The 22,867-nt window shown below is 62.5% G+C and carries 15 protein-coding genes and 5 pseudogenes; 15 read left to right on the top strand and 5 right to left on the bottom strand.

Annotated elements, in window-relative coordinates; genetic code table 11:
• Positions 1–53 precede the first annotated feature (53 nt).
• Together LDZ21_RS26910 and LDZ21_RS26905 are read left to right on the top strand one after the other, a co-directional pair.
• Positions 54–554: a hypothetical protein gene (locus LDZ21_RS26910; protein ID WP_244797631.1), complete on the top strand. Its 501-nt coding sequence runs from the start codon at positions 54–56 to the stop codon at positions 552–554.
• Positions 555–823: 269 nt separating this feature from the next.
• A complete protein-coding gene (locus LDZ21_RS26905; RefSeq protein ID WP_244797630.1) occupies positions 824–1,420 on the top strand; it encodes a hypothetical protein in 597 nt (198 codons plus the stop codon).
• Between the two features lie 32 nt (positions 1,421–1,452).
• On the opposite strand, the pseudogene LDZ21_RS26900 reads toward LDZ21_RS26905, so the two are convergent.
• The 3 genes and pseudogenes from LDZ21_RS26900 to LDZ21_RS26890 all read right to left on the bottom strand — a co-directional run bounded on the left by LDZ21_RS26900 (position 1,453) and on the right by LDZ21_RS26890 (position 5,605).
• A pseudogene (locus LDZ21_RS26900) lies at positions 1,453–2,927 on the bottom strand (UvrD-helicase domain-containing protein).
• Positions 2,863–4,596 (bottom strand): annotated as a pseudogene (locus tag LDZ21_RS26895) (ATP-dependent nuclease). The pseudogenes LDZ21_RS26900 and LDZ21_RS26895 overlap by 65 nt, the downstream one beginning before the upstream one ends.
• 223 nt (positions 4,597–4,819) lie before the next feature.
• Complete coding sequence (locus LDZ21_RS26890; RefSeq protein ID WP_244797698.1) at positions 4,820–5,605, bottom strand: hypothetical protein; 786 nt, start codon at positions 5,603–5,605, stop codon at positions 4,820–4,822.
• 1,139 nt (positions 5,606–6,744) lie between these two features.
• On the opposite strand from LDZ21_RS26890, the gene LDZ21_RS26885 reads away from it, so the two are divergent.
• The 9 genes and pseudogenes from LDZ21_RS26885 to LDZ21_RS26845 all read left to right on the top strand — a co-directional run bounded on the left by LDZ21_RS26885 (position 6,745) and on the right by LDZ21_RS26845 (position 17,128).
• Entirely contained in the window at positions 6,745–7,692 is a 948-nt protein-coding gene (locus LDZ21_RS26885) for a hypothetical protein (RefSeq protein ID WP_244797629.1), read from the top strand.
• Between the two features lie 101 nt (positions 7,693–7,793).
• Entirely contained in the window at positions 7,794–8,801 is a 1,008-nt protein-coding gene (locus LDZ21_RS26880) for a pentapeptide repeat-containing protein (RefSeq protein ID WP_244797628.1), read from the top strand.
• A gap of 20 nt (positions 8,802–8,821) precedes the next feature.
• On the top strand, positions 8,822–9,490 hold the full coding sequence (locus tag LDZ21_RS26875) for a DUF3540 domain-containing protein (RefSeq protein ID WP_244797627.1): 669 nt from the start codon (positions 8,822–8,824) through the stop codon (positions 9,488–9,490).
• A 10-nt stretch (positions 9,491–9,500) separates the two neighbouring features.
• Positions 9,501–9,896, top strand: a complete 396-nt coding sequence (locus tag LDZ21_RS26870) for a DUF4150 domain-containing protein (RefSeq protein ID WP_244797626.1) — start codon at positions 9,501–9,503, stop codon at positions 9,894–9,896.
• Positions 9,897–9,935: 39 nt separating this feature from the next.
• A complete protein-coding gene (gene tssI / locus LDZ21_RS26865; protein ID WP_244797625.1) occupies positions 9,936–12,758 on the top strand; it encodes a type VI secretion system tip protein TssI/VgrG in 2,823 nt (940 codons plus the stop codon).
• Positions 12,759–12,761: 3 nt separating this feature from the next.
• Positions 12,762–15,452 carry a DUF2169 family type VI secretion system accessory protein gene (locus LDZ21_RS26860; RefSeq protein ID WP_244797624.1) on the top strand — a complete coding sequence of 897 codons (2,691 nt, stop codon included), beginning with the start codon at positions 12,762–12,764 and terminating at the stop codon, positions 15,450–15,452.
• A gap of 127 nt (positions 15,453–15,579) precedes the next feature.
• Positions 15,580–16,107, top strand: coding sequence for a hypothetical protein (locus LDZ21_RS26855; RefSeq protein WP_244797623.1), 528 nt, complete (start codon positions 15,580–15,582; stop codon positions 16,105–16,107).
• Positions 16,089–16,244, top strand: a pseudogene (gene purU / locus LDZ21_RS26850) (formyltetrahydrofolate deformylase); the annotation flags it as partial. The gene LDZ21_RS26855 and the pseudogene purU, both read left to right, overlap by 19 nt.
• Before the next feature lie 20 nt (positions 16,245–16,264).
• Positions 16,265–17,128 carry a tetrahydrofolate dehydrogenase/cyclohydrolase catalytic domain-containing protein gene (locus tag LDZ21_RS26845; protein ID WP_244797697.1) on the top strand — a complete coding sequence of 288 codons (864 nt, stop codon included), beginning with the start codon at positions 16,265–16,267 and terminating at the stop codon, positions 17,126–17,128.
• 375 nt (positions 17,129–17,503) lie between these two features.
• Here the strand turns inward: LDZ21_RS26845 and tnpB are convergent, their stop codons facing one another.
• Positions 17,504–17,704: an IS66 family insertion sequence element accessory protein TnpB gene (tnpB, locus tag LDZ21_RS31455; RefSeq protein WP_409015122.1), complete on the bottom strand. Its 201-nt coding sequence runs from the start codon at positions 17,702–17,704 to the stop codon at positions 17,504–17,506.
• A 674-nt stretch (positions 17,705–18,378) separates the two neighbouring features.
• Here tnpB and LDZ21_RS26835 point away from each other — a divergent pair.
• The 4 genes and pseudogenes from LDZ21_RS26835 to LDZ21_RS26820 all read left to right on the top strand — a co-directional run.
• Positions 18,379–18,896: pseudogene (locus tag LDZ21_RS26835) on the top strand (IS110 family transposase); the annotation flags it as partial.
• A gap of 218 nt (positions 18,897–19,114) precedes the next feature.
• Positions 19,115–20,641: an IS21 family transposase gene (gene istA, locus LDZ21_RS26830; RefSeq protein WP_244797695.1), complete on the top strand. Its 1,527-nt coding sequence runs from the start codon at positions 19,115–19,117 to the stop codon at positions 20,639–20,641.
• Between the two features lie 2 nt (positions 20,642–20,643).
• Positions 20,644–21,432: an IS21-like element helper ATPase IstB gene (gene istB / locus LDZ21_RS26825; protein ID WP_244797622.1), complete on the top strand. Its 789-nt coding sequence runs from the start codon at positions 20,644–20,646 to the stop codon at positions 21,430–21,432.
• A gap of 82 nt (positions 21,433–21,514) precedes the next feature.
• Positions 21,515–21,752: pseudogene (locus LDZ21_RS26820) on the top strand (IS110 family transposase); the annotation flags it as partial.
• A 65-nt stretch (positions 21,753–21,817) separates the two neighbouring features.
• Here LDZ21_RS26820 and LDZ21_RS26815 read toward each other — a convergent pair.
• The gene (locus LDZ21_RS26815) at positions 21,818–22,753 is read right to left on the bottom strand and encodes a LysR substrate-binding domain-containing protein (protein WP_244797621.1); all 936 of its coding nucleotides are present in this window, start codon (positions 22,751–22,753) and stop codon (positions 21,818–21,820) included.
• Positions 22,754–22,867: the final 114 nt, after the last annotated feature.

The following is a 22,867-nucleotide window of genomic DNA, read 5'->3' as shown; positions in this document are numbered from 1 at the left end:
ATTTAGCTGCTGCATTTCTCTGAAGTTTTCTCGCGGAATGCAATAAGGTCGGCATGATGACTCTCTCGACGCAACTGCTGACCGACATATGCGCCGCGATGGTTAGCGAAGCGGCTTCCCGGCTTGCCGCAGCGACCACATTCCTGGAATCGTTCAGCGATGGTAAGGGCGTTGGCTATGTGGAAGCGTCCGCGCTGCAATTGCGTAAAGCACTAGAGGCGATGGCCTTCGCCGCTATAGCCCCGAATCATTCCGCATACGCGGCGCATCGCGCGAAAGCGGAAAACAATCAGGACTTTACCAAGGACTATCATGTAAAGCGGATATTCAACGATCTAGGCAGGATCAACCCAGACTTTTATCCGGTAGCGGTTTTGCCCGGCAAGAACATAGCTCCAAAGGGGCGCCTCGCAATCATTTCCATTTCGAGCGAAGGGAATCCGGCTGCCTTACCAAAGCGCAATTTATCAGCGTGTATGACCGTCTGGGCAAGCATCTCCACGGTCACAATCCGTGGAATACCGGCGATGCGCTCGAGGGCCTTCCTGAATTGATTGCTAAAACGGTAGACGCAATGCATGGGCTTCTGGAACTTCACGTAGCAGTTATCCGCACCTTTGAAGTATCAGGCGTGTGGCTGGTGGAGATACCGCGAGGTTCGTTAGTTCCAAAAATGATACTTGCCCGGGCGGATGGGCCTTATACGATCCGGAGTCGAGAAGAATAGGTCGCCGGTCGCTCGCACCGATCTGCGCTGGACAAAGCACGCAGAGAAATTAACGGAACTCGGTCAGCGGTCACGCGACCGTTTTGGAAACGGAAGATGCAAGTACTAATTGGTGGAATTCTACTGATAATCCTGTTGGTTCTACTAGTGGCGTTCTGGCGAGTAGCATTGGGGTTTATCGTGGTCGCAGCCGTTGTGTTTGGAGCAGGCGTGGCATTTATGATCCATCGTGATGATATTCGCCGCACTACACCGCAGCCGGCGTACTGTTCGGATATGGGTGATGCCGTGTACACGGTAGCGCGAAAGCAAGGACAGGACGTCGCACATGCAGAAGCGGCCATGTATGAAGGCAAAGAATGGACAGTGATCCATTCAGAAAACGTGCTGATCAGTACACCGGAAACTGACCCTGCAGGATCCCGCCTGCCGGGTCTGCGCTACTTCAGTAGTTCGAGTCTAGCTCGCCTTCGCCCAGCCGACGCCGCGTTCGTACGTCACTGTTTCGGTGTCGTGGTCGCCGATATCCGTGAAGTGGAAAACTTGCTCGCTGTCTTCGTCTTCCCGCGATCCGCGCTCGACCTCGACCCACGCGTGTCAATGTTGACCGGAAGAAGAAGCTCGGTGCCCGGTAGCACACACGTCCGATTCGCAGCGCACAGCGGCCGTCGAGGGCCCGAATGCCACCACTGAGAGGGTGAGCTCGGTCGTTGAATGAGCGTTCGCTAGCGCCCCCTAGCGGGCGTGAGCAAATGCGTCGACGAGCAAACCACGACTCGCCTTGCGCCTCGCGTGAGAGCCACGTAGAGGTGTTGCGCAGTCATGCGCTCGGGCTCAAGAATGACCGCCACGTCAGCCTCTAGCCCTTTCAGAAGAAGCGTGCTGCCAACGGCGCGCCGGCCCAGCGGCCGAGCCAGCTGGCGGTTTCGCTCGCGGGCCTGAATCGCCGCGCCAATGAACCCACCTTCGCCCCCAGCCGCTCTCAGCGCTGAGATACAGCAGTGCAGTACTTCGGGTCGATGACGCGCGCACCGCGTTGGTCCGCGAGAGAATGGAGCAGGTCAATTGAGCGCGTGAGGCTCGGAGCCGCCATGAACGCCACTGCCGCGGCTTCTGCAGGCGTCGCGGTAGTGCGGGCTCGGCCGCCTCGTATCGTTTCGACTCGCGTGACGAAGTTTGCAGCACCTACGCCGGTCATCAGTGAACTCGCGAACTCGGCGATTTGTCGCAGCGCGTTGGGACTTGTCAAATCGAACTGGCGGGCGAAGTTCACCAGGTCTTTCAGATCGACCGCCTCGACGGAGGTAGCGCCCGGCGTCTGCATGGTGAGTTGATGGCGACCATTGACATTGATGGAGGCGCCAATGACGAGAACGCGGCCATCTCGGTTTGGCGCTTCCGTCCGGGCGGCCACTAGTCGCTGCTGAAGTTCCGTGCCTTGGGTTAATTGGACCCACTGGACTCCTTCTGGCGCTCCACGTAGGTCCACAGCTTGGCCAGCCTGCAATGACGCGCGGACTTGAAGTAGCCAGGCACCCAGCGCGTCCATGCCGGCGAGTCGCCATCGCCAAGGCGTCTGCAGTGCACCGATGGGCGGGAACGCAGCTTGAGCCTCACGTTCCCAGTGGACCAGTGGGTCGCGAAAGCCGAATATCGCCTGCATCGGGTCACCAAGGATGCAAGTGGGCAGTAGCCGCGCGATGAAACAGACGATGGCGTGCTGCGCGGTGTTGCAGTCCTGATACTCGTCGACCAGCAAGCGCGAATATGTCGAGGTTATGGGGTCACTGATGTGACCGGCCTGTAGGAGCCCTTGCACCGCACCTCGGATAGCAGGGTAGTCGGCGTTCGGGTTGGCCAGTTCGAGAACGCGCGCGTCGAGGCCCGTGCGGAGCGGAAACTTGCCCGCTAGCCGCATCGCGAAACCGTCAATGGTAGATACCCTGTACGCCGAACTCGGGACGCCGCCACGCAGGAGCCTAGCACGCAGAGCGGCAACTCCAGCGTTGGTGTGCGTCAGCACCAAGACTGGCTTGTTGTGGGTGTGCTGACCCAGCGCGTCCGCGATGAGCTGAGTCTTGCCGCATCCGGCTGGGGCGGTAACTGAGCCTAGGCGCGCCTGAAAGATGTTGATTTCAGGCGGCGGCACTGGTCCACCCCCAGAGCTGGTTCGTAATTTGGACGAAGCCCGCCTCTGCATTCAGTATATGAGGGCCGACGACGTCCTTGGCGATTTCCTGGAAACCGCTCACAGACTTGAACCAGCCGTTCTTGTTGTTGCGAGCGGCAAGTCCGAGCAATGCTCGGCTCGCAGGTGTAAAGCCACCATTCAGCCGTTCGGCCTCTATGGCATCCAAGGTGACTTGTCCGTTTGATTTCGACTTGATGTGCTCGGCCATGAGCTCGCGGCCGACCATCTCATCCGCCTTATTAAGCAGCGCGTGCACCGCGTCATTGCTTGAATGGCGGAATAGCTCGTCCTCGAGTGCCAAACCAGGCCGCCACGTGAGGTACTGACCGCCAGCCGCAACGAATCTCTCGACGAGTCCGACGGTCGAAACGGGCTTGTCCGCGTCGACGAAGACGAGGACGCGATAGCCCAACTTGAGGAACGCCTCCCCTCGTGTGAAGCATTGGACGGGGGTTCCTCCGCCTGCGTCCACGTATGAGCCTCCGTGGGCCAGAAATGACGTCGCGCCACAGTGGACCCACCACTGGTCCATCCCGCGAGCGAATCCGACTTCGCTGGCGCCTTCACAGACGATGACGGACTTGGACAGGAAGGCCTCGGCCGCCTTGCGCAGTGTGCCCTGAATGCCATCGTCCGTACCGGCGCATGTGGCCGTATGGATACCCGAACGCTGGCGCACGACGAAAAGCTGGTTGCCAGCGAGCTCCCTGAGCGTCACTGGTGAATGGGTTGTCAAAAAGACCTGCAGCGGTTGGGTCGCGTCCTTCGCTCCGAGTGAGTCGAGCAGCCGCATGAGCCGGTGCGGCTCTAGTCCGTACTAGACTTCGTCTACCAGGGCAACGGTGGCGGCCGCCGCTGCGGCCCTTTGCAACCCCGCGACAAGGAGCCGCCCCGAACCGGTGCCCAGCGACCGCAGCGGAATGCCGGTCTCGCTGTGGAGCGCGATAGCACCGTCGCCAATCGACACCGAGTGAGCATCGAGTAGCGCCTGAGCGCTCGCACCGACGGCTACGCCTAGGCCTGTAGCTGTCTGGGTGACCACTTGCAGGGTCTGGGCGAGTTGAGGACCAGCCTGCGCGCCGAAAGTGACCCGGGCGGCGCGTGTCGCGCCGGCGAGTTCCAAGCCTAGGTTCGCGCGCTCTTCCGTGAGCCGGTTCAACACGGAGCCCCTGGCCCAGGAAAGGTTCGTGTTTGCGTAGGTGCCGATTCGGGCTGGTGCTAGGAGGCTGCGGTCCTTCCAGGCCAGAGGCCGTTCCAGTTGCTGGCGGGCGCCTCGGTCGGAATAGAGGGTCCAACTCGGCTCGAGGTCGCTCTTGACCTCGAGCTTCAGCGTCAGAACCGTTTCAAGTCCCGCGCGCGGCTCATCTTCAAGTAGCCCGGTGCCGAGATCAAATCCGCGAAGGAACTCTCCGTAGGTGTCGATGTTCTTCAGCGCGTCGGGTAGTGCGCCGAGCGTGACCGCAATCATGATGGTCCGGGTGACGTCCAGGCCGAAGAAGTCCGTGTCACCGAAAGGTGCGCTCCTCCGCGCTCCAAGGCACAGGTCAATGGCATCGAGAATGGTCGACTTGCCACTATCACCCGGTCCAATAAGGCAGTTCACGCCGTTGGACGGTATCCAGTCGAGCATCTGTATCGAGCGGAAATTGCGAATTTCAAGGCGACGGACGCGCGTCATGTTTCCTCTTAGTTGGTCTGGCATCCCGACGGAAGCTGCCGAAGGGATGCACGGATAACTTGTCAGGTATCCCTTAACGTCAGCTGTCTCAGGCGAACCGGCCACCGAGGATCTAGACGCGGCCGACCGCATGCAGCCTAAATCGGCCGCTCAGATTGTATCTTTTAGTGGCCGGTGCTCGCCTCCCGATCCGCCACGCTCAACTGGCACGGGAAGCAATGCGTCATTCAGCGGCAACGACGACTGACGCCTGTTCTTGCCTCGCTGCAATGCGCCTCGTGCACCATTGAACAATCATCGCGAGCAACGCCGCTTCGAGGAACGCCACGATGGGTCGTTGGAACGGAAGCGCGAACGTCAGAACCAGACAAAACGCCGCGAATGAGAAACGCCCCAGCACCATACCTCGCAATAGCGAAATCACGAAAGCCGGACCGTGCGCGCGATGGGACGAAACGGAAAGGATGATCCCGAGCAGCGGGAAGACCGCAAGCAACCCGCTCCACGTTGGGCCGACCCAGGCCGACACCGATGTGACACACAAAGTCAGAATGGCCCCGGCGGTCATTCTGCCGAGCAGATCAAACCGATAAAGAGGCGCACCGGCCGTAACGGCCGAAGTCCTCGGCAAGAACGACTGACCACAGCAAACTGCTGTAACTGCAGCGATCGAGGCCCACAAAGGCGAGGTCGGCAGGAGCGAGAGACCGCATGCGGACAGGAACCAGACGACGACGCCTGCAATTAACGCGATTGGCCAACTGCGCGATCGGCACGTCCACGCATAAGCGAAATTGAACGCCTCGGACGCTAGGATTGCCGCCAGCGATAAGTTCGCCGCGCGGGCTCCGAAGGCAGACCCGTGTGAAAGCGTCAAGAGGTACAAGATCGGCCCAGCTACCACCGGCAATCCAGCCAACCAGCCAGCGATCGACGGTCCCCACCACTTCCCCGACATCGAAACGACAAGCAGAAACAGCGGGACCAGCGTCAGCTTGAGCGCGAGCATCATGATCTCAAGGCGCTTAAAGCCGCATTCTAACGTGTGGTGGGGTCGCGAGGGCCGGCGATGCCGCGATTACCCAGACCGCTTTCGCTTGCCGACCCCGAGTTGCCTTCGACCAGATCCGCATCGAGCAGCGGATAACGAACACTGAGCCACCTTTGAATGGCGAAGCGCCGCAAGCAAGGAATTTCCCTTCATGGCCGACCCCGGTCGGGTGACCGGCGTGCGAGCTTCGGCCTTTGCGGGACGTTCGACGCGGCTTTCTTGAACGTCAGCAGTATTGCGAGTTGCCAACGGTGGCGGTGCCGCGCAGCGGCGGCCCCTTCCGCAGGGCGTCCCGCTCCATTACATCAAAGCTCACAGCGATCCGATGGGATTCGCGCGCGTGCCCCATTCAGGGCCGGCGAATCCAGGCGTCGGCAACCTTGCGCAGGACCATTATTTCACCGGCCGCGGCTCGTGACCAAGCGGACATTGGCGGTCGGAACTCGAGCGGCTGCAGTGGGTCGGGAGTTCGCATTGGCGGACGGCGTGACCGGTCGTTGGAGACAGTCTGAGATGCGAACGGCCGGAAAGCGGTGGTCAGGCGCCTGACGAGAGCCGATGCTCGAATGACGGCAAAGGCCGACGACCGTGCGCCAGCCGTCGTAGATCGAATGGCTGTTTGATGAGTGAAACGGCCGTCTCAACGTCCGAGCGCGGAACCGGACGAACGTCCTTTCATGGCCGATCAGGCCAGCTCGCCAACGGCCGCTACATGGCACTCCAATCCCAAGCCCTCGCTTCGACTAACGTACCGCTTCAGAGACGGCGGTCTGACCGGAGTGGTCAGTCTTGGCAGTCAACTGTCCGTCGGGGAAGGGCGCGCCGCCCCGATCTCTTCACTAACCACGTCGCCAATTCTTCACCTAGCTGGCGCGAATTTCACTTCCTGTGTCACCCGACACGAACGTAAGCGCGGACCTTACCGTAAGCCACGCCACGCCGCTCCGCTTGCGGGTAAGCGCGCAGTAAAACCAGCGGCGCGGCAAAGCCACGAATAGTCGCCTCTTTGGGGCTCTGCTCGGGGCTTTGGCCGCGCCGCGCATCGCTACACTGCGACCTACTCGAAGAAGCGGCTTAAACACAGGAAAGGAACGGCGATGGCCGACGCTGTGGATCATTATTTCGTGGGCCTGACACAGCAGGTTTCGGCTGGCGGACTCGCGCGCCTGCGCGGTCACGGCGCGCCCACGATGCCCGCGTCGCTCGTGTATCCGGTCGGCGCGCGCTTCAGGAATTTCGTCGAGCCGCTGGTCACGCTGCTCGAACGCGATCAGCGCGTGCGCGAGATCGTTTTGCGTCCCGTGCTCGGCCGGTATGGATCGAGCCAGGAGCTGTCCGTCGGGCTCGAAGTGAAGGCCGACACCGGCTTCGACGCCGCCCGCCTCGCCGCAAGCGTGTTCTCGCTCGCGAACGGCGCGTCGCAGACCGATGCGTTCGTCGGCCGCGTGTTGCCGCCCGGCGAATGGACCGACAACGCGCGTCCCGGCCTCACGATCCTCTTCAAGGCGCCCACGCGCATCGCGGATACGGTCGAACTGGTGCGGCAGATCGTCGGCTTTCCGGGCGAAGGCTGGGCCATCGACGGCTTCACGATGATTCCCTCGGCCGACAGCCGCATCGGCATCGTGCAGGGGCTGCGCTATATCTTTCTTCCCGAGATCAGCGTCCGATGGGACGTGGACCTGCGCGAGCGTCTCGCCGCGAATGAGAGCGAGATCGACGTGATCCTGCTCGATCAGGCAACGCGCATCGGTCGTCTGTGCAAGCTGCTCATGCAGAACGAGACCATCGAGGCCGCGTGGCTGAGCTGGTTCGACATCATGGTGGCGGGCATCGAGAATTATTGCGAGGTGATCGTCACGTTGAAGGCGGAGCAGGGCGCGCGCGCGGCGGACCCGAAGTCCATGACGCGCATGGCGTTCTCCGAGATCCTCGAACTGACCAGCGCGAGCGTGCTGCAAAAGCGCCTCGAGCTGCTCGGCCACGGCGGCGCGCGGCAGGAGCGGACCCAAACCGTCGACAGCCTGCCGGGTATCGCCGCGTGAACGTGTCCGGTTACATCCGTAACGCGGCAAGCGGGAATTGCAACACGGCGGTAGCACCGGCGAGCGAGACTGATGCACGAGCAAGAACGATGGAGCAAGCGATGAACCGAAGCGGCATGACGCCGGAAGAAGTGAAGCAGGCGCTCGCGCGCGACCGGCAGATCGCCGATCTCGATCTGGGCGGCATCGATCTGTCCGGGCAGGATCTGTCCGGCAGCCGCTTCACGAACGTATCGCTCGCCGGCGCCAACCTCTCCGGCGCGAAGCTCGCCAACGCGGATTTCCAGCAAGCCGATCTCCGCGGCGCGAACATGACGCGCACGCAGGCGGCCGGCGCGACGTTCACGCGAGCCGATCTGCGCACGGCGCTCGCACAGGACGCGGATTTCTCCGGCGCGCATTTCAATGCGTGCGACTGCAGCGGCGCATCGTTCGCCGGAGCGCGTTTCGTCCGCGCCGATGCCTATGGCAGCGTGTTCGCCGAAACCAATTTCACCAGGGCCGTGCTGTTGCGCTGGACCGCGATGGACACCGATCTCGCCAGCGCGAAGCTGGGCGGCGCGTCGTTGCGCAATGCGTATCTGAAGGGCGCGAATCTGCGAGGCCACGATCTGCGCACGTGCGACCTGAGCATGACGATTCTCGACGCCGCGCAACTGCAGGGCGCGAATCTCGGCGGACTCGCGCTCGACCGCACGAGCTTCATCGACGCGCAGCTCGACGGCGCGGTTCTCGCGGGCGTGAACGGCCAGTACACGGCGCTGCTCGGCGCGCGGCTCGCGCAAGCGGACTTGCAGGGCGCGCGCTTCGACATGTCGGATGCGAGCGGCGCGGACTTCTCCTCGGCGCGCGCCGATGGCGTGCAGTGGGAACGTTCGGTACTGAAGAAGACGTGCTGGCAGCGCGCATCGCTGAAGACCGCGCGGTTCGTCTACTGCGATCTTTCGCATGCGGACGTGTCGGGCGCGGACGGCTCCCGCGCCGATCTGAGCGGCTCGAACGCACATGCGCTGAAGCAAGACGGCACGCGCTGGGACGGCGCGAACCTGAACCACATGCGTCCGACGGATGACCTGCTGCTGCAGGCCGAACAGTGGCGTGCCCGATGACACGATCAGTGGAGCGAACTATGAAGCACAACAATCTTGTCCCGATGATGCGGGCCGGCAACGACGAAGCCGCCAGTCTCGTTTATGCGACCGTGACCGGGCGCGCGGGCCAATGGTATTTCCTGAGCGCGGCCGATGGCTCGCTCGAACGCGCGCTGCGCGCCGATAGCTGCCTCGTCGAGCCGGATTGCGGCGATTCGGTACTGGTCTGCCACGCGGGCGCCAACGTCGCGGCCTACGTGCTGGCCGTGCTCGCGCGCGCCGCTGCGGACAGCGCCGATCTCGTGCTGCCGGGCGGCGTCGCGCTGCACGCGGCGCAAGGCGGCCTGACGATCGATGCCGTGCGCATCCGCATGAACGCCAGTGCCGAGGTCGCGATCGCTGCGCCGCGCGTGGCCGTGGAGGGCGTGATCGGCGATCTCGCCTTCGACCGCATGAACCTGTCGATCCGCGAAACTGCGGCGCGCCTGGGCATCGTGCGAACGGTCGCGCAGCAGGTTACGTCGACGGTCGGGCGGCTCGTGCAGAAAGCGCGCACGAGCTTTCGCTGGACCGAGGACATCGACGAAACGCGCGCGGGCCGCGTGCGGATGCAGGTCGAGGAGCGGCTGCACGTCACCGCGCAGCATGCGAGCGTGCTGGCCGAAGGCCACGTGCGTATCGACGGTGAAAAGATCGATCTCGGCTAGGAGAACCCACATGTTCGCAGTCACCAAACAGGCCGGGCAATGCATGGGCGCGCCCGATGTCTGCAAGACGCCGGCGCCGCCCGCGCCGCCCGTGCCGATTCCGTATCCAAACATCGGCATGCCGATGCTCGGCAATCCGGCGACGACCAAGGTGATGATCGGCGGCATGCCGGCGTTGACCACCGCGTCGCAGATCTCGATGAGCGACGGAGATCAGGCGGGCGTCGCGGGCGGCGTCGTATCGAATCGGGTGATGGGGCCGGTCGCTTTCCCGCTCGGCAGCGTGTGCGTGATGCTCGAAGGCGCGCCCGCCGTGCGCCTCGGCGACATGACGCAGCACAACGAAGGCAATATCGTCGGCTCGGTGGTGGCCCCGAGCCAGGCGATCGTCATGGTGATGAGCTGAGGCTCGTTCGAACAAGGAAGAGCCTGCGAGGAACGCATTGTGAATGCACTGTCTGACAAGGTACTGGCGAACCGGCGCTTCGATTTCCGGTCCGCCGCACAGGATGACGGCAAGTTTGCCGTCGTCGAGATGGAAGGCTTCGAGGCGATCTCGCAGCCCTTCCGCTTCACGCTGACGCTCGTGTCGGAGGATCCGTCGATCGATTCCGACGCCATGCTCAAGCATCCGGCGACGTTCCTGATCTATCCGCCCGACGGACGCGACAGCGTGCCGTATCACGGCGTGCTCGCCGAATTCGACCAGTTGCATCGCGCCGACGGCTACGTGTTTTATCGCGCCGTGCTGGTGCCGCGTCTTTGGCGGCTGTCGCTGTATCGCATCTCCGAGGTGTATCTCGACGAACAGCCGATTCCCGCCACGCTCGAACGCGTGCTGAAGGACAGCCAGTTCACCGACAGCGATTACGCGTTCCGGCTGAGCGGCGATTTCGAGCGCAACGGCGCATACCGGCCGCGCAGTTTCGTCTGCCAGTACGAGGAGACGCATCTCGACTTTCTGTCGCGCTGGCTCGAAAACGAAGGCATGTACTACTACTTCGATCACGACGCGGGCGGCCAACTGATCGTGGTCGACGACCGCGTGATGCACGACGCGAACGCGGTGCAGGTCGACTATCGTCCCGACGACGAGATGGACACCGGCGTTTCCGGCCGCTCCGTGCGCGATTTCGTGAGCCGCCAGAAGCCGCTGCCGAAGGAAGTGATCCTGCAGGAGTTCAATCATCGCAAGGCGGCGGTGCCGCTGAAGATCGTCGAAACCGTATCCGGCGACGGGCTCGGGCAGGTCATGCTCTACGGCGAGAATTTTCGCGGCGAGTCCGAAGGCCGGCGCTACGCGAAGGTGCGCGCGCAGGCGCTCGTCTGCCAGGGCCGGGTGTTTTCCGGCGAAGCGACGGCGGTCGGCTTGCGCAGCGGCTTCTTCGCGCGTCTCGCGGGCCATTACCGGCAGGACTTCAACGACACCTATCTCGTGACGGAGATTCATCACCGGGGCACGCAGGCGGGCGCGCTTCTCGCGGGCGAAAGCGGTGCGAGCGGCGCGACGTCGTATCGCAACAGCTTCCGCGCGATTCCCGCGAACGTGCAGTTCCGTCCGCCGCGCACGACATCGAAGCCGCGTGTCGCGGGCACGATGACCGCGTTCATCGACAGTGAAGGCTCGGGCCAGTACGCCGAACTCGACGAATTCGGCCAGTACAAGGTGCAGTTGCCGTTCGATCTGACCGACAAGAATCCGAACAAGGGCTCCGCGCGCGTGCGCATGGCGACGCCCTACGCGGGCAGCGATCACGGCATGCATTTCCCGCTGCACAAGGGCGCCGAAGTGCTGCTGTCGTTTTCCGACGGCGATCCGGACCGGCCCGTGATCGTCGGCGCGGTGCCGAATTCGGAGAATCCGAGCGTCGTCGAACAGGCGAGCGCGCACGAAAACCGCATCAGCACGGCGGGCGGCAACATGCTGCACATGGGCGACAGCGAAGGCAAGGAAGTCATGTGGCTGCATTCACCGTTCCATAACAGCACGATCGGCCTGGGCTCGATCGATCCGAAGGGCGGCGGCAGCATCTGGAGCAGCACGGCGGGCAACAGCGAAACCGTCACGCTCGGCACGACCAACGCGACGAGCGTCGGCGGAAAGAACACGCTGACGGTCGGCGCGGCGACGACGTTGTCGGCGGCGGTCAACAACAACGCGACGCTCGGCGCGACGCTCGCGATGTCGGCAGGCATGAGCGTGACGTGGAACGGCGTGTTCGCCGGGCTTCCCAACGCGGCGGTGGTCGGCGGCATCGCGGGCGCCGCGGCGGGCGGCGCGGGCATGGGGGCGATCGCCGCGACATCGGACAGCGGATCGTCGGTTGCGCCGAGTGCCGTCGCGGGTGCGGCGGTCGGCGGTCTGATCGGCGCGGCGGCGGGCGCAGCGGGCGTCGGCTCGTGGCTGTCGCCTTCGGTGCAGTCGCTGACGATCGACGATTCGACCGGCATCACGCTGAACCAGAAGCAGAACCAGCGCGCGGTGGACAAAGTGACGCTTTCCGGAGGGCAGTTGTCGGTCGTCAAAGAGACCGTGAACAAGGTCAAGCTGGGCGTCAAGATCGCGGCCAGCACGGCGCTCGCCGCGCAGGCGGCGCTCGCGATCGCCTCGACCTACAAGGCTTATCAGAGCGACGGCGCGAAAGCCGGCGCGTGGACGCCGAACACGACCGGGCTGCTGGACGCGCAGTACGCGCTCGCCGGTGCCGAGGCGCTCGGCGTGTATGGCTTCATGCAGTACGCGGCGCGATCGCTCGCCACGACGCTCAACACCGAAGTCGCCTACGTGAGCAACGCCACGCTCGACAGCAGTGGCGTCAATCTCAGCGTCGGCGTAGCGGGCGCGGGCGCGAAGCTCGCGATGTCGACGCCCGATTCCGGCGCGAACGCCAGCGTCGACATGACCGTGGGTTTGGCGGGCTCGCTCGCGAAGCTGTCGATGTCGGCTGCGGGCATCGCGATGAACACGCCGACGAAATTCGGCGCGACGGGCGGCGACGTCGCGATCACCGGCGTCGCCACGGCGACGATCAAGGCGCCGGCCGTCACCGTCGAGGCGGCGGGAAGCCTGTCGCTCAAGGCTGTCGCGGACGCGAGCCTGAGCGCCGGCAAGTCCGTTTCGCTCGATGCGGTGACCGATGTCGAGATCAACGCCGCGGGCAAGGCCGTGCTGCGAGGCCTCGGCCCGACCACCGTGAGCGGCGCCACGGTGCTCCTGTACGCCGACGCGTGGGTCGCCTGCACCGGCAAACTGATTCAGTTGGGTTGATCGATGAAAGTCCTGAAACCGCTCGACATGGCGCTGCTCTATCGCACGTTGCGCTTTGCGCGGCGCGATTCGCTCGCACTGAGCCTGATGGCGTGCTTTCGTTTCGATGCGCCAGGCGGCGTCGATGGCCTCGTTTGCGAAAACGAAGTCTGGGCGCTCGTCGAACAGGCGCTCGGACAGAACGGCTTGCTCGATCAGGGCTATCCGAAGCCGTCGGGAGAATATCTCGTCTATGGCGCGGCCTGCGCGCCGCACGGCACCGAAGTCGAACAGATGCGCGTGAGCGTGCGCGTGGGGCGGCTTGCGAAGACGCTCGTCGTCAGCGGCGAGCGGCACTTCGGCATCGGCGGCATACCGACGCGCGCGGCGCCGTACACGCGTATGCCGATCATTCCCGCGACCGCGTTCGGCGGCGCCGACTGGGCCGCGAATCCGGCGGGCAAGGGCTGGGTGTCGCCCGGGCAGGACGGCGGCGCGCGGCAGGCGCTGCCCAACGTCGAATACGAAGCGCGGCGCATGATCGGCCGTAGCGATCGTCCGGAGACGGCGGGCTTCTGGGCCTTCGAACCGATGTCGCCGCAGCGCCGGCAATACCTCGGCACGTGCGACGAGCGCTGGCTCGCGACCGACTGGCCGCATCTGCCCGCCGATACGCGCCAGCAATTCTTCATGAGCGCGCCTTCCGATCAATGGCTCGCGTCCGGCTATTTCAGCGGCGACGAGACCTTCGAGCTTCAAGGCATGGATGCGCGGCGTCCGGCGCTGCAAGGCCGTCTGCCGGGCTTGCGCGCGCGCTGCTTCGTGTACGGTCCGGCGATCGATTCGACGGGGGCGGCAGCGCCGCTCGTGCGCGAGGTCGAAGCGCGCGCGGATACCGTGTGGCTCTTTCCCGAACTCGGATTCGGCATCGTGCTGTATCGCGCGCTCGCGGCGGTCACGGATTCGGATGCGAGCGACGTCACGCACATGCTGGCCGCATGGGAAACGCTGACGTCGACGCCATTGCCGTTCGAGCATTATCGCGATGAGTTGCTCGGCAGCCTCGCCAAGCCGGCCGATGCCGCGCCCGCCGCGCCCGCCGCGCCGGTTACGGCGACGACGTCAGCCACCGCGCCCGACATGCCCGCTCTCCCCGCCGTCCCAGCGATGCCCGCGCCGGTCTCCGACGAAGCGGCGAAGGAACTGGCGCAGGTCGAGTCGATGACCGCGGAACTGAACAATCAGACCGGCGCGTTCATGAGCAGGCACGGACTGACCGGGAAGGATCTCGAACCGTTCCTGAAGGTCGACGAGCCGCCCGCTCCGGTGAGCCTTGCCGAGATCGAACGGATGACGGCGGCGCAGAACGCGCGCACGCAGGCGTTCATGCAGACGCACGGTCTGAGCGACGCGGATCTCGCGCCGTTGCTGAAGGCGGCCGATCCGGGACCGGAGCCGAGCCTCGCCAATTTGCCGTCGATGGCGGCGAAGATGCAGGACGCCACGCGCGAGATGTTGAAGAAGGCCGGCATGAGCGAGGGCGAAGTGTCGGGATGGCTGGCGTCGAATCCGTCGACCGCCGATCTCGCGGCGCTGCCGCCGGCCGGCTCGCCGCTTCCCGCCGTCGATCCGTCCGCGCTCGCCGCGCTGGCCGCGCTGGCCGCGCCCGCGATGCCGGATGCGCCGCCGTTTCCCGAGCCGGCGATGCCGCAACCGCACACGGCGCAGCTGACGCGCGAGCAGGTGATCGCGCGGCACGCGGCAGGCGAGAGCATCGCCGGGTACGACTTGTCGGGCGTCGATCTGTCGGAACTCGATTTGTCCGGTGCGGATTTCGCGACGGCGCTCCTTGAAAAGACCTCGTTCGCGAAGAGCACGCTGAAAGGCGCGAAGTTCAGCCAGGCGTTGCTCAAGGAGACGGACTTCAGCGGCGCGGATTTGCAGCATGCGGAACTGATCGATACGAGCGGCGGCGGCGCACTATTCGCCGATGCCGACTTGCGTGCCGCGGACCTCGCGGCCGGCGATTTCTCGAAAGCCGATTTCAGCGCCGCGCGCCTCGGCGGTGCACGGCTCGATCGGGCGCTGTTCGGCAATGCGAAGATGGCGGGCGTCGATGCATCGGCGTGCCATGCGCACGAAACCCAGTTCGATGCCGCCGATCTCACCGGCGCGAACTTCCGCGAGGCGGCTTTGGACCGCGCGACGTTCCGCGAAAGCGTGATCGATGGCGGCAACTTCGAAGGCGCGCGCGGCGAGCATGCGGTCTTTCATGGCGCACAGGCGCGAAAGGCGGTGTTCATCGGCGCGAATCTCAGTGCGTCGCGCGCGCAGACGGCGTGTTTCGACGGCGCGCAATTCGGCGGCGCGAACGTCGTGCGTGCGAACTGGCAGGGCGCGCAGTTGCACGGCGCGAACTTCGAAAGTGCCTTGCTCGACGACGCCGATTTCAGCGAAGCCCAAGCCGTGACGGCGAACTTCCGCCGCGCATCGGCGCAGGGCGCGAAGTTCGCGAAGGCCGACCTGAGCGGCGCCGATCTGAGCGCGATCAATCTGTTCAAGGGATCGCTGCGCAAGGCCAGACTCGACGGCACGCTGCTCACGCACGCAAACCTGTACGGCGTCAATTTCGACGAGACGCGGCCGACGCTGGCGACCGTCGAAGGCTCGAACATCGAGCGCACGATACTCAAGTACCGTCCGCCGGCCGTCTGAACGTAGCGTGAAGGCGCGTCCAAAGCCGCGAACAGTCGCCTTTTTTGGCGCTTGTTTCGGCATATCGGGCGCGCCGTGCGTCGTTACACTCGTGTTGCCAAATTCCGACCGATAACTCAAACAGCGTATGTCCGATCTGACGGCGGCCTTGTTCGCCCGCTATAACCGCGTCATGCGCATTGCGCTCGTCGGCGTGCTCGTCGTGGCGTGCGCGCTCGTGTATCTGCGATACCGGATGACGCTGCAGGCGCAGACCTCCGGCGTGAGCCAGCGCATGCAGGAACAGGCGATCGCACTCGACGCGCTCGTGCGCAGCAGCACCAATTCCGTCAACGCGATGCGGATCCAGGGCGAGACATGGCTGCGGCTGCATCCGCAAGGCGCGCCCGATACGGCGTTGCTCAACGCGCTCATGCCGGGAAAGGAGCCGGGCAGCATCCAGCTCGATGCGCTGCCCGTGCCGTGGACCCCCGCCGACGCCGGCAATCTCACGGGCCTCGTCGGTCCGCGCACGCCGGCGCTCGATCGCGAACTGCAAATGGCGCTGAGCCTGAACGGACCGTTCAAGACGATCATGGCGAATCTGCCGGGCGCGACGTGGGTCTACTACACGTCGGCGCGGCGCTTCATCAATAGCAGGATGTCGAACGTGTGACACATGTCGACAGTCCGGACATGCTTGTCAGGAAAGGACGCGATATCGAGAGACGAGTCTTGTCCAGAGCAGTAGCGTGGCATTTACGCGCTCGCGTAATGCTGAACGAAAAAAAGACGGTGGTTTTTCCCGACTAAATTTTTATGCCCGTCCGATCATGAACAGATCTGCAGCAGCCGTGCTCGACGGTAAAGCCGTCGCTACACAATGGGCTGAACAACTTGCACGCGAAGTAGCGTTGCTACGGCAACAGCCGGGATTCAATATTCCAGTTCTCGCAACCATCCTGGTCGGTGATGATCCATCATCGGCTACCTATGTAAGGATGAAACGCAATGCCTGTCAGCGAACCGGACTCGAGTCCAAAGCGATTGTCCTGCCGGAACATACTACGACCGCGCAACTGCTGGCAAGCATTGACGACCTCAATGCTGATCCATCGGTGCATGGGATTTTGCTGCAGCATCCGGTGCCGGCACAGATAGACGAGCGGCTCTGTTTCGATCGGATTGCGCTGGCAAAGGACGTCGATGGTGTGACGAGCCAAGGGTTCGGGCTGGTGGCGCTAGGTGAGCGTGCTTATGGCAGCGCGACGCCGACGGGGATAATGTCTCTACTGGGGGCGTACGGAATCGAACTCGCAGGGCGCCGTGCAGTTGTGATTGGTCGTAGTCCGATCCTCGGTCGTCCGATGGCGCAGATGCTGACCAATGCGAATGCAACGGTGACAGTTTGCCACTCGCGAACCATTGACCTCCCCGAGGAGGTGGGACGTGCCGAAATCGTAGTTGCTGCAGTTGGGAAGCCTCATTTTATTCGAAGCGACTGGGTGAGGCAAGGCGCGATTGTCGTCGACGCAGGGTTTCACCCGGGTGGTTACGGTGATGTCGAGCCAAGTCAGCTGCCAGCACGAGCTGCCGCATATACGCCCGTGCCAGGCGGCGTCGGTCCAATGACCATCATCACCTTGATCGCCCAGACGGTGCAAGCAGCCAAGAATGCCTGGCAGGCCGCTCAGTAGATTCCCTTTAAGCGTCACGGCGGCCACATCGCGCGGGGGGCTAAAGAAAAAGTCGCAAAAGATAAACCGTGGTCGCCGTGAACGGCCTGCCCGGCTAGTGCACGTCCACGCTGCACCGGATATGGTCTTGACTGTTCATGCGCAGTGGCAATGAGAATCGCGTCGGCAGAAGGGCGCGGTCGTGCGCTGGCAATGCGCGCTCCGCAGCAAGACATCGCCAGCTATCGCCGTAATTGAGTGAGGTCAGCTTCGCTTCTGCCATGATCGTTATTGGTCGAACGAGATACGGTAGAGTCGGTGAGCGAGTATTCCCCGGCGGAAAGCCCACGCTTACCCTTGAGACCCAACTCGAAGATCTGGCCGCCAGACGCGGCGTTACAGACATGTAGCGCGCGCAGACTCAAGGCGCCAACGCATCCGCCTCCCTTGCAATAGCCGGCGACGCGGCTTCAAGACATGCACTACCTTTACGAGATCACCGCGACGCTCGCGGAAGATGAACAGGTGGCCGCCCAGCGGATTCTCTTCGAGTGCTGTCTGCACTTTCGCGGCCAGCCCCTGGAACCCGCAGCGCATGTCGGTCACGCCGGCCGCTTGCCAGATACGCGTACCGTAAGCGCGAAGAAATGGACGTTTGGAACTCGTTGATCTGAGCGTGCAGGCTATGTCCACTGTTTCGAATCAGTGGACACTTGAGATAGGCTGACGAAAGTAGAGATCAATGTTTCGCAGAATTAGCGAAAACGGAGATCAAATGAATCGGGTACCGAAGGGCACCTACACGAAGGAATGTCGCGAGCAGGCGGTGAGACTCGTGGTTGTGATGGACTCACGCAGCGGGAAGCCGCCAGCCGTTCATCGTTGTCGGTCAAGACGCTGGGCGCCTGGGTGGTTGCTGAGCGCAAGGGGACGCTGGCCAAAGTTGGTGAGACGTAAAAGCCGCAAAGCGAACTCAAAGCGGAATTGGCACGGGTGAAGCGAGAGCTCGCAGCAGTCACGATGGAGCGTGACGTTCTAATAAACCGCCCCAGGCGCTTGCGCGCCTCCCTCGTGAGTAGAAACTCTCAAGGAGTACACTCGATTCACGCAGAGACCGTGCCCATAAGCTTCTTGGAGGTTTGAACCCCGTCAAAAAACCTGGCCCAGAGGAAGCTGCGGACTCATCTGTAGTAGCGTCTTTGGGCAACCCCGTTCAGGAAATTGATCTATTCCGAGACCCCGTTCTGCGCCTGATTATCAGGAGGTGGGTGATGCCAGAAGTCCGAACCCGATCGGAGCCCTCAGGGTTGCCGATCATTCATCCGTTTGCGGCCGGTATTGATATCGGTCCACGGATCCACGTGGTCGCCGTCGTCCGGATTTGAGCGACGAGCCAGCAGGTGCAGACGTTTCAGGCTTTTACCGCTGATTTGCAACGCATGGCCGATTGGCTCGTTTCGACCGGCACGAAGACGGTTGTGATGGAATCGACCGGCATGGATTGGGTCGCCGCGTACGAGGTGCTGGAGTCCCGAGGGCTTGAAGTCGTTCTTGCGAATGCGCGCGAGGCGCGCGCAGTTCCTGGAAGGAAGAGTGATGTCAACGACGCTCAGTGGCTGCAGCGATTGCACGCGTGTGGGCTACTACGGGCGAGTTTCCGGCCTGGCCGGGATATAGCGGAATTACGGAATTACGCGGGTACTTGCGCTGCCGCGAAAAGCACACCGACTATGCTGCTGCCCAAATTCAGCACATGCAAAGGGTGCTTACCTTCATAAATATCCAGTTGCTGTGAACTTTCGCCGTTAAGGAGCCAAACCGTTTTCGGCATAAAGGCGCCAGGGAGTTTTCGGCGTTTAGGCGCCGCAAGTTTTTCGGCATATAGGCGCCAGTAGATTTTCGCCGTAAAGGCGCCACTGGCGTCTGAGTCGGGCGCTCGAACTCCGCCAACCGCTACCCTCCCGGCACGCATTTGCTCCGGAGGGTGGCTTGAAGAGGAAGTTCGAGATGTACCAATATCGACAGGTTCTGGTGCGAATGCGCCAGGGTGACTCCGACCGGGATATCGACCGATCGAAGATCATGGGCCGTAAGAAGCTGGCAGCCGTGCGGGAGATCGCAACCGAGCGCGGGTGGCTTTCTCCGAACAACGCTCTGCCGGATGACGCGCAGCTTGCTACAGCGTTCAGCCACAAGGAGTTCCTGCCCGCGAGCTGTATCTCGTCGGCCGAACCGTGGCGCGAACAGATTGCCCAGTGGCACGACGCGGGCGTCCCCGGCACGACGATTCACAGCGCGCTGGTGCGCAACCACGGCTACGCGGGAAGCTACTCATCCGTCTACAGGCTACTTCAGCAATTGAAGGCGGAGCTCACGCCGGATGTTCCGATGCGGCTTGAGTTCAAACCTGCAGAAGCCGCGCAAGTTGATTTCGGCGCAGGTCCGACCATCATCGATGCACACACCGGCGAGGTCCACAAGACGTGGTTCTTCGTGATGACGTTGTGCTGGTCGCGGCATCAATACGTTGAGTTTGTCCGCGATCAGAGCGTCGACACATGGTTGCTATGTCACCGTCACGCCTTCGAATGGTTCAACGGCGTAGTGGGGCGCGTCATCATCGATAACCCCAAGTGTGCCATCGTCAAGGCCTGTATCTACGAACCCGAAGTCCAGCGGGCCTATGCGCAATGCGCCGAAGGGTATTCGTTCAAGATCGATCCGTGTCCGCCGAGGGACCCGGCTAAAAAAGGAATTGTCGAGTCGGGCGTCAAATACGTGAAGTCGAGCTTCCTTCCTCTTCGCGAATTCCGTGACCTTGACGACGCCAACCGGCAAGCACGAGCCTGGGTGATGCACGAGGCCAGCACCCGGACGCATGGCACGACGCGCGAAGTGCCGCTCAAGCGTTTCGAGGATGTCGAACAGGCGCTGTTGCAGCCGCTTCCCGATGTGCCGCCCGAGCTGGCAACCTGGGCGCGCGTGAAGGTCCATCGCGACGCCCATGTGCAATTCGAGCGCGCCTACTATTCTGTGCCGTTCCGGCTTGCCAGTAAAGATCTGTGGCTCAAGGCGACCGCCAACATGGTGCAGCTCTACTACGAGCACGAACTGTCGGCATCGCATGTCCGCCAGACTACGCCGGGAACGCGTATCACCGTGGCCGATCACATGCCGCCAGCAGCACAGGCCTGGCAAATGCACGACACTCAATGGTGCCTGAGAGAAGCACAACGTATCGGGCCATCATGCCACGCGCTTGTTCACGCGCTCTTCGGCGATCAGGTTCTCATCAAGCTGCGCGCCGTCCAGGGCGTGCTGCGCTTCGCTCAGCAGTTCGGCGCATCGCGCCTGGAGGCGGCCTGCCGTCGCGCGAATCACTTCGGCACGCCGAGCTACAAAGCCGTCAAGCTGATCTTGCAGAAAGGCCTCGATCAGACCTGGCTGTCGATTGAACCTGTTGAATCAGGCGCGACCACCTACACCCACGGCGGCCGCTTCTGCCGCGATACTCAGACTCTCCTGATCCATTGAACATGAATCCAATTCCCGAACTCACGTCTTCTCTTAAGCAATTGCGACTGTCCGGCATCCTCGACACGCTCGAAGCACGCAACCGTGAAGCCATCGACCGTAAGCTCGCCTATACCGATTTCCTGACGTTGCTTATCCAGGACGAGATCGCACGGCGCGATCACCGAAAGCTCGACGCCCGCATGCGCCGCGCGAACTTCCGTGGACAGAAGACACTGGAAGGTTTCGACTTCGACCGTCTACCCAATCTTAATCGCGCCGTCGTCCATGATCTCGCGACCTGTCGCTTTATCGATGAGAAGGTCAGCGTGCTAATCGCCGGTCCTTGCGGAACGGGCAAAAGCCATCTGGCGCAGGCACTGGGCCACTCCGCTGCCCGGCAAGGTCACGATGTCCTGTTCGTGACTCAGACCCGGCTTCTCAGCACGCTACGCAACGCGCAAGCCGTGGGCTCCTTTGAACGGCGATTCCAGGCGCTTGCCAAGGTGCCGTTGCTCATCATTGACGACTTTGGACTGAAACCCATGCGCACGCCCGAAGACGAAGACTTCCACGATCTGATTGCCGAGAGGTACGAGCGTACATCGACTGTCTTAACGAGTAATTTGGATTTTACGGAATGGGGTGACGCATTCGCGACCAACAAAATGCTCGGCGCCGCAACGCTTGATCGCCTGCGACACGCGGCATACCGCGTCGTGCTCGACGGCGAGAGCTACCGTGTTCCACGCCCGATGCCCGAGAGCAACAAATCAACACTTGCGAAAGGAGGTAAAAACAAGGATTCTTGATCCCCGTTCGAGCCCCGAATCAGGCGCCTTTCGCTGGCGCCATTACGCCGAAAACACCCGGCTCCTTTACGGCGAAAAGCAACAGTTGCAACACGTGATCACGAACATCACAGGTTTCACTGGAATGCGCATCATCCGCACGATCGTCGCCGGTGAACGCGATCCAGACAATTTGGCCGCGATGCGCGACGTCCGCTGCAAGGAAAGCCTTGAGACCATTCGCAGCGCGCTGGTGGGTAACTACCCAGCCAGAGCACGTCTTCGCTTTGAAGCAGGCGCTTGCGCTGTACGACTTTTATCAGCAGCGTATCGACGAGTGTGCCACACAAAAACTGCAGAGTGCCCGTCTTCGTCGTAAAAGATGCGCTTATGACGATGCAGTTCGTCACAATGTCAATAAGCCGTTCCTTAGGTCGTCACTGTGCGGGGCTTGTTCAAATTCCTTAGCCGCTTTGAGTATCCATTCGCGGAATCCCTGCAAAGGGGCACTGTGGCTCAAGTCCGTGGGATAGACGAGGTAGTAGGCGTCTTCGCTCGTCAGCGCGAAGTCGAACGGCTGCACAAATTTTCCCTCGTTGCGGTAGGCGGGTATTAAGAATTCCGGCACCAGTGCAACGCCTAAACCGCTCTCGGCAGCGCGGATGAGCATTGAATGGAGTTCGAATCGCACGCCTCTTGTCGTGCGCTCGTCCTCGACGCCCGCGACGTCGAACCAATGCGTCCAAGCTTCTGGCCGAGTGGTCGAGTGCAGTAAAGGATAGCGCAGTAGGTCCACGGGCTTGCGGACATCAGCGACCAGCGCAGGACTGACGATGGGGATCATGCGCTCGCCGAACAAAAAGTCAGCCGTCGTCCTCGGCCACGTAGGTTGACCATAATGAATGGCAGCCTCGAAGTGCGCTTCGTCAAACGAAAATGGATTGGTCCGGACGCCCATGTTTACCCGGATGTCAGGACGGTCGTTGTAAAAGTCAGATAGCCGAGGGATGAGCCACTCGGAACCGAACGTCGGAAGTACTGCCAGTTCCAAATAGCCTCCGCCTGAACCGTGGGCGACGATCGAGAGAGTGTCTCGATCCAATGTCTGTAGCGCGTCTCGGACCTGAGAGCTGTAGAGGCGTCCCGCTTTCGTCAAGACCACGCGCTGCTTGACGCGAACGAACAGCTGTATGTTCAAACTGTCCTCCAAGCCGTTGATCTGGCGCGACACTGCGCTTTCAGTAAGCGAGAGCTCTTTGGCAGCCAGCGTGAAGCTCTCGTGGCGAGCGGCCGCCTCAAAAGCGACCAGCGCCCCCACGCTCGGAATTCGATAACGTCTCACGTCGCCTGTTCCAAAAACGCATTAACTAGCAAGTTTAACTCGCTTTACGCCCTATGCGGAGGGGTCGAGAATAGATACATCGAGACGATTCCTTCTTATCTCATAGCGGAGCTT

The sequence above is a fragment of the Caballeronia grimmiae genome (assembly GCF_022879615.1).
GTDB classification, from domain to species: Bacteria; Pseudomonadota; Gammaproteobacteria; order Burkholderiales; family Burkholderiaceae; genus Caballeronia; species Caballeronia grimmiae.
The sequence above is the reverse complement of the archived record's forward strand: the minus strand, read 5'-3'. Positions and strand labels throughout refer to the sequence as shown.